General features: G+C 32.7%; 11 protein-coding genes. 7 read left to right on the forward strand and 4 right to left on the reverse strand.

The features are described 5' to 3' along the window. Positions 1-2: 2 nt before the first annotated feature. A complete protein-coding gene (locus NJT12_RS11625; protein WP_271336077.1) occupies positions 3-920 on the reverse strand; it encodes a bestrophin family protein in 918 nt (305 codons plus the stop codon). A 92-nt stretch (positions 921-1,012) separates the two neighbouring features. Next, positions 1,013-1,360 (reverse strand): winged helix-turn-helix transcriptional regulator, encoded by a 348-nt coding sequence (locus NJT12_RS11630; RefSeq protein WP_271336078.1) that lies wholly within the window; start codon positions 1,358-1,360, stop codon positions 1,013-1,015. Between the two features lie 159 nt (positions 1,361-1,519). Between NJT12_RS11630 and NJT12_RS11635 the strand changes: the two genes are divergently transcribed. From NJT12_RS11635 to NJT12_RS11650, 4 genes are all read left to right on the forward strand, one after another. Beyond that, positions 1,520-2,599, forward strand: a complete 1,080-nt coding sequence (locus NJT12_RS11635) for an alkene reductase (protein WP_271336079.1) — start codon at positions 1,520-1,522, stop codon at positions 2,597-2,599. Positions 2,600-2,620: 21 nt separating this feature from the next. Beyond that, positions 2,621-2,839: a hypothetical protein gene (locus NJT12_RS11640; RefSeq protein ID WP_271336080.1), complete on the forward strand. Its 219-nt coding sequence runs from the start codon at positions 2,621-2,623 to the stop codon at positions 2,837-2,839. Beyond that, positions 2,836-3,096, forward strand: coding sequence for an alpha/beta fold hydrolase (locus tag NJT12_RS11645; RefSeq protein ID WP_271336081.1), 261 nt, complete (start codon positions 2,836-2,838; stop codon positions 3,094-3,096). The genes NJT12_RS11640 and NJT12_RS11645 overlap by 4 nt, the downstream gene beginning before the upstream one ends. A 99-nt stretch (positions 3,097-3,195) precedes the next feature. Then, positions 3,196-3,972 (forward strand): polysaccharide deacetylase family protein, encoded by a 777-nt coding sequence (locus NJT12_RS11650; protein WP_271336082.1) that lies wholly within the window; start codon positions 3,196-3,198, stop codon positions 3,970-3,972. Positions 3,973-4,220: 248 nt separating this feature from the next. Here the strand turns inward: NJT12_RS11650 and NJT12_RS11655 are convergent, their stop codons facing one another. Continuing rightward, entirely contained in the window at positions 4,221-6,845 is a 2,625-nt protein-coding gene (locus NJT12_RS11655) for a phosphatidylglycerol lysyltransferase domain-containing protein (protein WP_271336083.1), read from the reverse strand. 290 nt (positions 6,846-7,135) lie between these two features. Here NJT12_RS11655 and NJT12_RS11660 point away from each other — a divergent pair, with 290 nt between their 5' ends. Beyond that, complete coding sequence (locus tag NJT12_RS11660; protein WP_271336084.1) at positions 7,136-10,528, forward strand: trifunctional glycoside hydrolase family 18/polysaccharide deacetylase/glycosyltransferase family 2 protein; 3,393 nt, start codon at positions 7,136-7,138, stop codon at positions 10,526-10,528. Between the two features lie 174 nt (positions 10,529-10,702). Here the strand turns inward: NJT12_RS11660 and NJT12_RS11665 are convergent, their stop codons facing one another. After that, entirely contained in the window at positions 10,703-11,206 is a 504-nt protein-coding gene (locus NJT12_RS11665) for a GNAT family N-acetyltransferase (RefSeq protein ID WP_271336085.1), read from the reverse strand. Positions 11,207-11,910: 704 nt separating this feature from the next. Here NJT12_RS11665 and NJT12_RS11670 point away from each other — a divergent pair. Beyond that, positions 11,911-13,662, forward strand: coding sequence for an ATP-binding protein (locus NJT12_RS11670; protein WP_271336086.1), 1,752 nt, complete (start codon positions 11,911-11,913; stop codon positions 13,660-13,662). 91 nt (positions 13,663-13,753) lie between these two features. After that, entirely contained in the window at positions 13,754-14,407 is a 654-nt protein-coding gene (locus tag NJT12_RS11675) for a response regulator transcription factor (RefSeq protein ID WP_271336087.1), read from the forward strand. Positions 14,408-14,638: the final 231 nt, after the last annotated feature.

Genomic DNA, 14,638 nt, shown 5'->3' on the forward strand with positions numbered 1-14,638 from the left:
AATTAAGTAATACAATAGAGATTTTGATTTTGTATTGGTCTTACTTTTTTGTCGTTTAATTCTAACAGCGTGTTCTCTATCATTTGAGCCATTGTATCCAGTGCGAGATCGTTAGGCTGTAATCCAAACGGATTTTCTAATTCATCGGCAATTGCCTCAAGCGCAACAAAAGTATATGCAATAAAAACAATTATAAAAGGAGTAATCCAACCCATTGTTTCTACAAAACCAAATGATAATAAAAAACAATAAATATAAACTGTTCTATGCAGCAAGACACTATAGGTATAAGGAATTGGAGTGCTGGCAATTCTTTCGCATCCGCCTACAATATCGGAGAGTTTATTCAGGTTTTCTTCAAAAGCCAATTGCGTAACACTGTCTATTTTGTTTTCTGATTTAGCAGTTTTCACCCAAATTCCCAACTGCCTCAAAATAATAATTGGTTTATATTGTACCGTTTTGAGCTGTTCAATAAAATTTTTCGGCAGCAATCGGTTCAGGTCCTCCTCCGGATCAGTTTCCCTAAGCTGATGCTTCAGGCTATATACAAATGCAATTAATAAATTAGTAAAATTATCACGTTTAGCTTCATATGCGGGATCATTAATAAGAGTGATACTTTGTCTGGCAAGCGATCTGGTATCATTTAGTAATGCTCCCCAAAGTTTTCTCCCTTCCCAGAACCGGTCATAACTTACACTGTTTCTAAAACCAAGGAAAATAGCAAGAGCAATCCCAAAAAGCGTAAAAATAGCCGGATTAATATGCAGATTGTATTTTATTAAATAAGGTTTAAAATAAACTACCAAAAGAGAAAACAGCAATAATAACAAAAGCCTGGGAAGCAATTGTGGCAAAACAGACCCTTTCCATTCAAAAAGCATTTTAAACCAGGTATTCTTTTTCTTGATAATCATTGGCAGTGACTAGATTTGTTGCTATAAAAGTAATTAAAAAGTAGAACCTCCTGCAAAAAATCAGTAAAGAATAGAATGAAAAGAGATATTAATTATTTCGACCCGTCTATTGCCAGCCAATCTTCAGTCCATTGATGTAAATTCTTTATTGTAGTTTTTAAATCTTTTCCTTTTTCGGTTAATGAATATTCAACAGTGGGAGGAACTGTTGCAAAAGCTTCGCGAATAAGAATTTTATGTTCTTCGAGACTTTTTAGTTCCTTAACCAACATTCGGGTATTGATTCCTGTAACAGAACGTTCGAGTTCTTTAAAACGTTTTTTTCCGTCGAGTAAAGTATAAATGATCAAAAAAGTCCATTTTCCTCCCAAAATTGCAAGAGCAGTTTGTATATCGCAAATTTTTTCAATTTCTTTTTTCTTCGTCTCCCTTGTGTCCATCGTATTGCTTTATATTATGTCTATAGTGTACAAAAGTGTACCTACTTGCAAAAGTAAAGTAATGGAGGTAATTTAGCAAGATCTTTTTAATAAAAAGAGATTTTTCAGCATTTTAAAAAGCTGTTTTTAAATACGTACAATTAAATATTTATAAAAAAAATGAAACTTTTAGAACCAATTACATTAGGGGCAATATACTTAAAAAACCGTATGGTCATGGCTCCAATGACCAGAAGCAGGGCAGATAATGAGGGTAATGTTGTACCATTAATGTCGCTCTATTATCAACAAAGAGCTTCGGCAGGATTAATTATATCTGAAGGTCTGAATATTTCAAAACAGGCCATTGGGATGCCTTTTACACCGGGATTGTATACCAATGAACATATAAAAGGCTGGACAGAAATTACCAAAACGGTTCATGAAGCCGGCGGAAAAATAATCGCGCAATTATGGCATAACGGTCGTGCAGCACATTCTGCGAATAAGAATGGCGAAAGACCTGTAGCACCTTCTGCAATTCGTATAGAAAATCAGAAAGCTTATACCGGTTTTGGATGGTCAGAATTTGAAACGCCTGATGAATTAACACATGCAGAAGTAAAACAAGTTATAGCAGATTATAAACAATCAGCAATTAATGCACTCGAAGCCGGTTTTGATGGGGTAGAATTGCACGCAGCCTTTGGTTATCTCCCCAATCAGTTTTTATCAGAATCATCCAATAAAAGAACAGATGAGTATGGAGGAAGCATAGAAGACCGTAGTCGTTTTATACTTGAAGTAATGAAAGAATTAATTGCGATCACAGGACCAGATCGTGCAGGCATAAAATTATCGCCAAGTATTCTCTATCATGGTATGTTTGATGAAAATCCTGTAGAATTATATGCTTATTTGCTGAAAGAACTCAATAAATTACCAATAGCTTATGTGCATTTAATGCAGCCCATGTTTCCGATAGATGAATTTGCTCAATATCCTAAAGATGTCGTCGAAGCTTTTGGAGATTTAATTCATAAGCCACTGATCATAAATGCAGGTTATACGCGTGATACTGCAGAGCAAATAGTTAAAGATGGTAAAGCCCAACTGGTTTCGTTTGGGGCTTTGTTTTTGGCTAATCCTGATTTGCCGGAAAGATTTCGTGTAAACGCAGATTTGAATAAACCTGATCCTGAAAAAATGTACGCTGGCGGCGACGAAAAAGGCTATACAGATTATCCTTTTTTAAAATAATAAACTTTACAATTAAACAAAATGAAATACAAAATACTGTTTTTGTTGATAGTACTGCTATCATTTAATATTACAAAAGCTCAAAAACCAAATAACAAAACGCATTATCAATCAAAAGATAAAGCTTCTAATAAAATTGCTACTGATACTTTATTCGCAGATCAGTATACGCAGGTAAACGGAATTAAATTGCATTATGTTACTTGCGGGTCTGGGCCTGCAGCAGACAAGGTGCAATGAAAGCAGGATTTATGCAATACGCAACGATTCTTGGAGACGGAAAAACAAATCGAGCTAATTTTAAAGGAAAATTAAATATTCCTGTTCTTGCTATTAATGGAGAAAAAGGCATACCCTACAAGCAAACATTTGATTGTATTAGAGAAGTAGCCAATAATGTAACAACTGATTTAGTTCCGGACAGCGGACACGCTTTGGGAGAGGATAATCCGAAATGGTTTACGAACAGATTAATTGAATTTTTTAAAAGTAAGTAAATATATTAGAATTAATTTACGATTTCATTCTTTGTAGTAATGAAGAAATATGTATCTTTCATTTTAATTTTTAAGAGAACATTTATTTTAATTACATTTATGAAGCTATTTTTTACTAAAGTACTATTACTTTTAATGTTCTTTACTATTTTTTCCTGTGAAACCAAAAAGCAAAAGGCTGATCCTAAACCATATAAAGCAGGTGTGATTTTATCTTTTGATGATGTTTATGTCGATGAATGGTATGAAGCTGATCAGGCTTTGAAAAAATACGGATGGAAAGCTACCTTTAATGTTTGCAGAATAGATTCTATTGGAGCGCCACAGATTAAAAAACTGCTCGAAATGCAAAAAGAAGGCCATGAAATTGCTGCACATGGATATCATCATTACAATGCTGTTAAGTTCGTTCAGAAAAATGGCATAGACGAATATATGAAGCAGGAAATTGATCCTATGATCATTTCAATGAAAAGGTTGGGATTTAATGTAAGTACTTTTGCATATCCTTACGGAGAAAGATCTGATGCCCTTGATAAAGCTTTATCTGATGATTATAAAATAATAAGAGGAAGAGCTTTTGGTGGTGAAGCTCCGGAGAAACAAGACAGTTTTTTTAATAATTCAAAAATTGTATTTGCCTTTGATATCGATAACAGCCACATTCATTTTAGTATTCCGTATGTTTTAGAATTATTGGATTACGCCAAAAAGCACAATAAAATTTTGCTTTTATGTGGACACAAACCCGTTAAAAACGTAACCGAAAATTATCAGACAAAAATAGAAACCTTAGAGTTCATCTGTAAATACATGAAACTTAATGATCTTAAATTCTATAAAACATCTGATTTAGATGATCTACTTCCGGAATAGTACAAAGGATGTCGCCAAAGTATATCACTAAAGATTGTCACAAAGGTTTACAACAAAGGTCTATAACAAAGTTTATCCGCAAAGTTTGTCATTTCGACCGAAGGGAGAAATCACACTCGATAATCGACAAAGATTAGCGACTTTTATGACGGAGTCTCTTGTGTGATTTCTCCTCTGTCGAAATTGACAAACCGGGTAAAACACTTTTGCTATTCGCTATAGGGTATAGGAGTAGCTAATTTTGTAACCTAAGGCTTTATCACTTTTGTCAAAATTCGCGGAATCTGGATTAGGTCATAATCATCAGTAAAAACAATATATTGATTGTGCCAGGAAGGAGAGAATTTATCCTTAAAATCCCGAAGACCCTTATAATGCGAAAATGATTTGACTTTTTCATATGCATATTTCATTGATTTTTCCTGTATGGTTTGCGGGTTTTCGATTCCGCTCATTGGTGCCAGACCAAGATCTGCATAAATAATATCTTTCGATTTAAGATAATCAAAAAGTGCCACCATCATAAAATCGATAATTCCATTAGGAGCATCATTTGTTTTGCGGATCAAATCATACGTGCCTTCATTTTTTGCATAATCCGGAATTATATTTAAGAAAGCAAGAATTTTACCTTCACTATTTTGAACAGTAATAATGGTTTGATTTTTTAGTTCTTCCCATAAAAAAATACCCTGAGAAAAAAGCAACTCTTTTCTCGAAGTTTCTTCAAGCCATTGGTCGCTTACAGCTTTAATTTGCTGCAGTAAACCATCCTTTATAGGGGGCTGGTTAATAATGGGCTGTAAACCAAGATCACTAATTTTTTTCAGGGAATTGCGGAGTGATTTTCTATTCTGACCCTCGAGATGAAATTCCCGCAGATCAACAACAGCTGCCTGCCCGAGGAAAAAATATTTTTTACCCAATTCAGTATACGTTTTTAAATTTGCTTCAGGTATACGATAATAAATGCTTCTTAATCCAAATTCATAGCAAAACTGGTCAAATTCTGTGATGCAAAGGGAGGTTTCCTGAGTATTACTGCCAACAGGATTTTCTAAAACAACTGCAAAATTTCCGGACAATCGATAAGAAATAAAGGCATTTTTACTTTTAGAAATAAAAATCAATTTATCGAAATACGTTTTAAAATAATCCAGGCTTGAGTTTCCGTAGCTGTTAACCAATTCAGTCGCAATTTCTTTTTCTTGCGGACTAACCGTATTCTTTATTATGGAAGGCTTTACCAGTGTATAAATTAGAAAACCGAAAGAAAGGAATCCGCTAATTTTGAGAGAGAGTAAAAAGTGCTCGGCAAAAGTTCCCGTTGGATGAAGATTGTCACTCCCAAACAGAAAATAATTCTGAAACGTATAACGGATAGATTCACTTAAACTAAAATCGATATTAAAGTGCTTTTTATCAAAGAAATAAAACCCTAATACACCATAAATCAAAACCGCCAGAATACTTAACAATGAGGTTTGCAAACCTATAATACCAAGCCTTGGATTGGTCTTGACGTAATATTCTTTTCTGGTTGCGATTAGAACACAAAGAACCAGAAAAGCAACGGTCGATTCTTCAAAATCTATGGCTTTGGTAAGATTACCTATTATAGAAATCACAGATAAAATCAGGGCAAACCACCAAGTCATTCGAAGTCCTTTTAGCATAAAAGCTGCTGTTACCAATAAAAATAATCCGGTGGTCAATACAAGATAATTTGATGCATGTATTGCTTCAAGAGGCAGGAAATCTTTAAGGAGAATAAGTCGGCTATTTATTGCAGGCGTCAAAACAGATATGATATTAATAATACCAAGAACCAGTAGAAGCAAAGCAGGCACAACACGAAGAAGCAGTTTTTGAATCTTTGAAATAAATAAAATAACGCCGGCAAACAGAGGAAGCCAAAATTCGAAAACACGATAAAAAAGTGTTAAGGCAACGGCTTCCATATTACTAAAACCATATTGTATTAACAGGTATCCCATAGAAACTTCGACAGCGCCTAAACCTCTTAAAAATGGAGAGATTATTAAAAAAATAACAGCAACAACATACGCCATTGCCGCAGCAAAAAGTGATGGTTCGAATTGAAGCGCTTTCATGGCAATATAAATATGTACAATACCAATAATATCAATAATCAAAGAGCATAATACGATCTTTAAAAATTTAGTTCTATTTATTTTATGTTCTTGTAAATCAATTATAAAAGGTTCAATTTTAGGGAAACTTTTTAAGAGTAATCTATACAGTTTTCCTTTCTGAATTAAAGAATTAAACGAAAGTACCAGTAAAGGAATAATAACGATTACAAGACCCAAAACAATCCATTCATTGGCACTAACACTTCCTTCTAATAATGAAAAAAGAAAAAGTGGTATTGCCAGCAGGATTACCGATACGATACCTACAAAGCCGTAAATCGCTGATGCTAAATGAACATCTGTTTTTGTAGTTCCTTTTTTTAACAGCGTATCCGTAAAAAAGAACAGAGAGGTAATGCCTCCGGCAGGAATAAATACACTTATAAAATTGCGCTTTAAGAATAAGATATTTGCATCTTTCCAGGTGATTTTTGCACCAATGGCAGCAAATGAAACGACGTACATTAATCCTTGTAAAAAAATGTATATAAAGGTTACCAGAAAAGCGATAATGACCCATTGTGGCTGGGCTTCGGCAATACTGTTTTTTATTTGATAAAGTTCGTTATGTTCTTCTTTGATGAACCAAATACCGACAAAAATAAAAAAAAATGTCAAAATAACCTGGCCTGATAATTTTCCGTTTTTAGAGAAGAAAGTCAGCGCTTTTTTTTTGAGTAAACTTAAAGTGCTATTGGTGTTTTTTGTTTCTGTCATCGTAATATCACTTATTTGCTTTGATATAAAAATACTATATAAATTAATAGAGAAAGTAATTTTATTGATTAAAGATTAAAAAAAAGTAAGATATTTACCGGATTAATTGAAGCTTTAGACTTTTTTGAAGACGATCTTGTATTTCGTTTATAACTCAAATTATAAAAGATAATAACAATGAATTGAAAAAGGAGCGATTTTTCTACGATTAATAAACAGATCATTATAGAAGTCTAAATTGAATTAAATCAGATTTTTGACTTAAATTTATACAGTATTTAATTAAAATTATGGACAATAAAAAACAAGTATTTCAAACGCAAACTAAATTGCGTTGGAGAACTTTTCAATGGTCAACCAGATTGATTATTTTTCTCCTCTTAATGATGATTCCGGTTTTTATTATTACGCTCCAGAGAGGATTAAAACCTTCATTGCCAATATTAGGGAACGATACTTCGACACAAAAACTGGTAAATCCAAGTACACCAGTAGAACTTACTGCGAAGGAACTGATAAAATACAAAGGTTTTAATAGTTTTTTGAGATCAAAATCAAAAATGGAAAAACTAAAAAAGCAAAGTGTAGGAATTGATTTTCCGGAAATTCGTGCTGCTTTTTATGTTGATTGGGATCCGCAAAGTTTCTTTTCACTTCAAAAGAATATTGGTAAACTCAATATGGTAATTCCGGAATGGTTTTTTTTAGATCCAAAAACAGATTTACTGCGGGTAGAAATTGATACGGCAGCTTTGAAAGTCATGAAAAAAGCAGGAATAAAAATAGTTCCTCTTATAAATAATATCAATGAATCTAAAGGCGAAGGAGAGTTTGACGGTGATATGGTTCATAGAATATTGCATGACAACGTAAAGAAAGAAAGACTGATTAACGATATCGTTAAAAATCTTAAAAAATATAATCTTCAGGGAATTAATATTGATTTTGAGGAATTTAAAGAAAATAGCGACGAGCCTATAATTGCTTTTCAAAAAGAACTTTATGAAAAATTGCATCCCATGGGATTTCTTGTTACCCAGGATATCATGGCCAATGATGATGATTTTAATATAAAGGCATTATCTCAATATAATGATTATATGTTTTTAATGGCATATGACGAACATTATAGCGGTAGTGTGCCGGGAGCAATAAGCAGTCAAAAATGGACAGAAAGAATTCTGGATCAGGTTGCAAAAGAGATTCCGTCTAATAAAATTATTCTCTGTTTTGCGGGTTATGGTTATGATTGGGAAAAAAATAAAGAAGCTGTAACCGTTACATACGACGAGGCATTATCGCTGGCCAAACAATATGGTGCGAAAATTACCTTTAATGATAACAGTTATAATAACTCGTTTAATTATACTGACGGAAGAGGGAATAAACATCAGGTTTATTTTACTGATGCCGCAACTAATTTTAATACCATCAGGTTTGCAGATGAATATGGTACTGCCGGAACCGCATTATGGCGATTAGGTAGTGAAGACAGCAGGTTATGGCATTATTATAACAGAAGCCTGACGAATAAAAGCATAGCCAAAACCCCATTTGATTTTAAAACATTAGAGAAAGTGCATATGAGTTTCTCGACGCCTGATTATATCGGTGAAGGAGAAATTCTGAATGTGCTTACGGATCCTCAGCCGGGAAAAATTAATCTGCAGACAGATCCAAATGAATCAATTATTACAGAACAAAAATATGTAGAACTGCCTACAAAATATGTTATAAGCAAATTTGGGAATGTACATAAAGAGGTTATTCTAACTTTTGATGATGGTCCTGATCCTACTTATACGCCACAAATTTTAGATATATTAAAGCGTGAAAAAATTCATGCCGCATTTTTTGTAGTCGGACTTCAGGGAGAAAACAATATCCCGCTTCTGCAGAGAATTTATACAGAAGGGCATGAGATAGGAAATCATACTTTTACACATCCTAATATCGCAGTGGTAAGTAAAGAAAGAGCTTCTGCCGAAATGGAAACGACCCGATTATTGATCGAAGCGGTTACGGGAAGAAGTACCGTACTTTTTAGAGCGCCTTATAATGCTGATGCTGAGCCAACAACAGAAGCAGAGCTGCGACCTGTTGCATTAAGTAAATTGCAAAACTATTATACTGTAGGAGAAAGTATCGACCCTAACGATTGGGAAAAAGGCGTTGTTGCTGACAGTATTTATAACAGGGTAATTAGAGGATATGAAGCTGATCCGACTAAAGGAATTATTCTGCTTCATGATGCCGGTGGCAACAGACAGGCAACTGTAGAAGCTTTGCCCAGAATCATAAAATATTTTAAAGACAAAGGAATTCAGTTTACAACCGTTTCTAAGTTATTAGGAAAGACTAAAGATGAAATTATGCCAAAGGCAAAAGGAAATTTGGTAACCCTTGATAACATCATTTTTGATCTTGGATATTGGTTTGGTAATTTTATTACAGCCCTTTTCTGGATTGCTATTTTTTTAGGATTCATCCGTATTTTATTAATGGCAATTATGGTTTTCCTGAAAAAATGGAAAGATTACAAATATCCGTTAAGTTATACTATAGCAGGAGAACGTTACCCAAAAGTAAGTATCATTGTACCTGCTTATAATGAAGAGGTAAATGCCGTAAAAACACTTCATAACTTGCTACGACAGGATTATCCTAACTTTGATATTATTTTTGTCGATGATGGCTCAAAAGACACTACATTCAGTCAGGTAGATACAGCGTTTAAAAATCATGATATTGTAAAAGTGCATACCAAAGTAAATGGAGGTAAAGCCTCAGCACTTAACCACGGAATTGCGATAACTCAGAATGATTTTGTAGTTTGTATTGATGCAGACACCCAATTAAAAACAGATGCACTTTCGCAATTAATGAAGTGTTTTACCCTACAGTTTAAAAACAATCAGGTAGTAGGTGCCGTTGCCGGAAATGTAAAAGTAGGAAACGAAAATACCATGCTTGCCAAATGGCAAAGTATCGAATATACTACAGCTCAAAATTTTGACAGAAGGGCTTTTGATTTGATTAACGGAATCACGGTGGTGCCGGGAGCTATTGGCGCTTTCAGAAAAGAAGCGATCGAAATAGCAGGAGGTTTTACAACTGATACTCTTGCTGAAGATTGTGATTTGACGATAAGAATTCTACGAAACAACTACCGAATCGTTAATTGTGTCGAAGCCGTTGCCGTTACAGAAGCACCTGAAACTTTGAATGAATTCATGAAACAGCGTTTCCGTTGGAGTTATGGTATTATGCAGGCATTCTGGAAAAATCGTGACGCCTGTTTTAATCCAAAATACAAAGGACTCGGAATGGTGTCATTGCCTAACGTATTAATTTTTCAGATTGTGCTTCCAATTTTTGCTCCATTGGCAGATTTAATTCTAATAATCAGTTTAATTTGGAATCATAACAATACAGACAGTCTTCATAAAATTGGAATCTATTACCTTGTATTTATGTTGGTAGATATGCTGGTAAGCGTAATTGCCTTTATTTTTGAAAAGGAAAAATTAAGTAAACTTTTTTGGTTGATTCCGCAACGATTTGTCTACCGTCAGTTAATGTATGTGATATTATTCAGAGCAATCAGAAGAGCGATAAAAGGAGAAAGCCAGAGTTGGGGAGTACTAAAGAGAACCGGAAATGTGGGGTCTTTAGATGGGTAGAATTCCCAGTCCTGAAGATTTTAATAAAAAGCTGCGCAAATGTCTCTGACTTTGCGCAATTTTTTTGTTTTCTTGTCAGTTGTAAACTTGATAAAAGTCTCCTGACTTTTTATAAATTATCATAAATGGTTAATAGGAAAGATAAATCACTTAATTTTAAATTAAAAGAATAACCTACAACAATCTTTCTATCTTAAAATAAGCTATTTCTTCCTCATCTCTTATTAAATTATTCAATCGTTCAAATCCTGCTTTTTGCAATACATTTTGTGATCCACTATTGTTGAGATCAGTTATCGCTACGACTTCATTCGTATTTGTATGGGCAAAACTATATTGAGTTAGAGCTTTACAAACCTCTGTCGCAATACCTTTTCCCCAATATTGCCTGCTGAGTACATATCCAATTTCTATTTGGCTTGTATTGGGTACAAAAACACGGGCAACGCACATTCCTATAAAATTATTATTTGTAGTATCGAAAATCGCCCATCGACTAAGTTTTTTCTTTTCATAATTCTCCAGCAACTCATTAAACATCTCAGCATATCTTTCTGGCGAAGCCTCAGGAAGGTATTGTGTAACCTGATCATCTTTAAAAAGATTTAAAAATGTCTGTTGTTCGTGTGGTAAAAATTCTCGAATAATTATTCTTGGGCTTTGATATAAAGTAGACATTAACTATAATAGTATTAAGGTAAATGATTTGAGTTCTTTTTTAGTTTTTGCTGAAATGTAGAGCAGGATTTTCTTTTGTAAATACAGCCGAATTTAGAGAAAATAAATAATAGAGCAAAATTAATATGCTGCCCCGTTGTGCAGTATCATTATATTAAATTGTTATCTGGTTGTTTTGTAAAGGAACTTAGCTATTTTTGCACTTGAATTGTATTTATATTTTAGAAAATTTTAATCGTAAAAAGAGTATTTTATTTGTAGAACAAGTTCTACATGCGGTTTTATATTGTTCTACACAATGTTAATCCTGAGCAAGCTACTTTTGCAACTAATTAAAAGCATAAAAATAAATATATATTCAAAATATAATTGAAAATATGTAAATTGTTTATAGCATATTTAATGAATTAAAAGAATCCCCAAGTCTCTTTTAAATATTTGTTGCCGTTATAATTAGTGCTGATTTTGCTGCCGGATAAGCTTTGCTGTTTTTATTTAAGCCAGGTTTATTTTTAAGCGAACAACAACTTTTACCGGCATTAGATTTTAATCAGTAATACTGATTGAAATCCAATAAATAATATTTATTCAAAATGTAGTACATCATTCATGATAATACTTCAGATACCTAATTAAAACAATTGAATGAGTTATTGATTTTCTTCTTTACTCATTATTTTTTTATCATTTTAAAAATATAAATTTTGATTAGAAAGCATTTATTGAATGATACATTTAGTTTATTGAAACTAAAATTCAAACACAGAAAAATAATTCATTACTCGCTAATAGCTTTTGTTATTTTGTTGCAGTTAATAGTTGTAATTATTTGGTACAATGAAACATCAAATGAATCTGAAATGTCTAAGGCTTTGGATTCTATGACTTCTTTGAATAAAATATCGCAATATACGGGTAGAATAAATCATTCATTTATTGATTCTCAAAAGAATTTTAATGCTTATAAAAGTCAAAAAGATCAGGCTTCACTAGACAAATACAATGTTTCATTAAACGAAATAAGCCGTTTGGTAGACAGCCTGAGTTTGATTACTACAGATAATAAGGCATTTATGAAGATTCTGATGGAAAAGAATCGATCAGCATATACCATTGAATCCTTAAAAGCAGATATTGATTCTATTATCGAAACCCAGATTAATCCGTCTAAAAATAACACTTCGAAATCTTTCAAACTCAATAAATTTGAATATAAAAAGATTTTGGATAGTATTAAAACGGATTCTTATATACAAGTTGACAGTGTGTCAAAAAAAGGATTATTTACAAGATTAGGTAATGCTTTGGCCGGAAAAATGGATGTGCAAAAAGAACAGCTTAAGATTACGGTTACCATGAAATACAATGATAAAATGGTATCCGGAAGCATCGAAGATCAATTTGCAAATTTGTTTAAAACTACCAATAATTACTACGAAAATCAATTTCAGAATTTAAAAAAGTCATTTGCAAGTTTAAAGGATCAGGATTCAAAATTAACGGAGCTTAATAATAAACTGCTGAATTTAGAAGCAGAGATAATGCCTCATTATAACAAATCGTTGAACACGCTGCAAGACGACACCCAAAAACAGTTGCAGAATCAATACAATTCTAATAAAATAGTGAGAAGTTACACTATTGCAGTCCTGATAATATTGATGTTTATTATATCGATTGTACTTTTTAGTTTTACCAGAATGGCTTTTCAATATGAGAAAAGACTAACCATTGCACAAATTAAAATACGCGAAAGCTTAAATTTTAAAAATAGGATTATGGGAATGGTCAGTCATGAAATTAGATCGCCGCTTAGTATCATCTCTATTTACAGCAAAATGATAAGTTCATCGATAAAAGATCCTGAGATAAAAGATACTTTTAAATCGATTCAGTTTACCACAAACTCGTTGCTTCTTTTGGCAAATCAGATATTGGAATATTCTAAAGATGAAAATTATTTACCAAAATTAAACAACAAAAACTTCCATTTAAACGAAGAAATCAATCAGATCATTTACGCGATGACTTCATTGGTAGAAAGTAAAGGCAATAAAATTGAGTTTCGTTCTAATTTGGTTTCAGATCTTGAAGTTTATTCAGATCCTACAAAAATACACCAGCTTTTTTATAATATTATTGGTAATGCCAATAAGTTTACAAAAGACGGATTGATAGCAATTACGATTGATCCTGATAAGATTTCAGGTAAAAAAATTAATCTAAATGTTGAAATTCAGGACAACGGAATTGGTATTGCGGAAAATGATTTAAAGAATATATTCGAACTCTATTATCAAGGAACTGTTTCAGGAAAAGTGAATGATCTTGGAGTTGGTTTAGGACTTAATTTATGTAAAGAAATAGTCGAGTTATTTGGTGGAGAAATTAGTGTTCAAAGTCAGCAGGGTAAAGGCACAACGATTAAGTTCAATCTTATAATAAGTTTGGTTTAAAATTCAAAACAGAACGTTTATATTTTTGTACTTTACAATATCAAATAGTAATAAGAAGGGAAGAGCGCCGCAACAATTTTAATTTATGCAAATGAAAATGAAATCAACATCCAACAACTATAGTTTTTTAGTTGCTGATGACCACAGCGTGGTAAGACAAGGCGTTTCTCTGATCATAAAAGAGTTATTTTTGAATGCCACAATTTATAAAGCAGGAAATTTTAAAGAAACATTTGATATTCTAAAAGAGGTAAAAGTCAACTTATTAATTTTGGATGTGAATTTTCCTGATGGTAATAGCATAAATGTCATTTCAGAAATTAAAGCAATTCAGCCCGATGTCAAAATATTAATATTTTCGGCTTATGATGAAAATATTTATGCGATGCGCTATTTAAATGCTGGTGCTTCGGGATATTTGAACAAAGAAACGACAGAAGATGAAATGAAAAATGCAATCAATACCATGATTGCATCAGGAAAGTATATTACCCAGAATATAAAAGACAAAATTTTAGATTCTTATATTTCAAAAAAGCCCACAAATCCGCTGGATCTTTTATCGAACAGAGAAATTGAAGTAGCACAGCTATTAATTAAAGGATATGGTAATCTGGAAATATTAGAACTTTTAAACATAAAAAAAACAACCGTTAGTACTTATAAAAACAGGATTTTCGAAAAGTTAGAGATTGACAATCTGGCTGATTTAATAAAGTTCTTTCAGCTCTATTATGACGAATAGTTCTCTCTGATTATCGCATTAACTGTTATCGCACAGTTTGTTATCGAATATTTATCAAAAACAGGAATCTGCCAGGTTCCTGTTTTTTTATGCCATAAATTTTTAGAATTGTAAGTTATTTTCTGTAGAAATAGTTCTACACAACTCCGTGCATTGTTCTATAAAGTATTGATTTTATTGAGAGTATTTTTGTAACGTCAGGAAGAATAAGCAATTAAGAATTTAAAGAAA

Origin of the sequence: Flavobacterium azizsancarii (assembly GCF_027980145.1) — a bacterium.
In the GTDB taxonomy this organism is placed as follows: Bacteria; Bacteroidota; Bacteroidia; order Flavobacteriales; family Flavobacteriaceae; genus Flavobacterium; species Flavobacterium azizsancarii.

What these genes read in the sequence shown, in the direction of transcription:
- NJT12_RS11650 (WP_271336082.1), top strand. Translation starts at nt 3,196, where the DNA reads ATGAAGCTATTTTTTACTAAAGTACTATTACTTTTAATGTTCTTTACT.
- NJT12_RS11645 (WP_271336081.1), top strand. Translation starts at nt 2,836, where the DNA reads ATGAAAGCAGGATTTATGCAATACGCAACGATTCTTGGAGACGGAAAA.
- NJT12_RS11625 (WP_271336077.1), bottom strand. Translation starts at nt 920, where the DNA reads ATGATTATCAAGAAAAAGAATACCTGGTTTAAAATGCTTTTTGAATGG.
- NJT12_RS11655 (WP_271336083.1), bottom strand. Translation starts at nt 6,845, where the DNA reads ATGACAGAAACAAAAAACACCAATAGCACTTTAAGTTTACTCAAAAAA.
- NJT12_RS11665 (WP_271336085.1), bottom strand. Translation starts at nt 11,206, where the DNA reads ATGTCTACTTTATATCAAAGCCCAAGAATAATTATTCGAGAATTTTTA.
- NJT12_RS11660 (WP_271336084.1), top strand. Translation starts at nt 7,136, where the DNA reads ATGGACAATAAAAAACAAGTATTTCAAACGCAAACTAAATTGCGTTGG.
- NJT12_RS11630 (WP_271336078.1), bottom strand. Translation starts at nt 1,360, where the DNA reads ATGGACACAAGGGAGACGAAGAAAAAAGAAATTGAAAAAATTTGCGAT.
- NJT12_RS11640 (WP_271336080.1), top strand. Translation starts at nt 2,621, where the DNA reads ATGAAATACAAAATACTGTTTTTGTTGATAGTACTGCTATCATTTAAT.
- NJT12_RS11635 (WP_271336079.1), top strand. Translation starts at nt 1,520, where the DNA reads ATGAAACTTTTAGAACCAATTACATTAGGGGCAATATACTTAAAAAAC.
- NJT12_RS11675 (WP_271336087.1), top strand. Translation starts at nt 13,754, where the DNA reads ATGAAAATGAAATCAACATCCAACAACTATAGTTTTTTAGTTGCTGAT.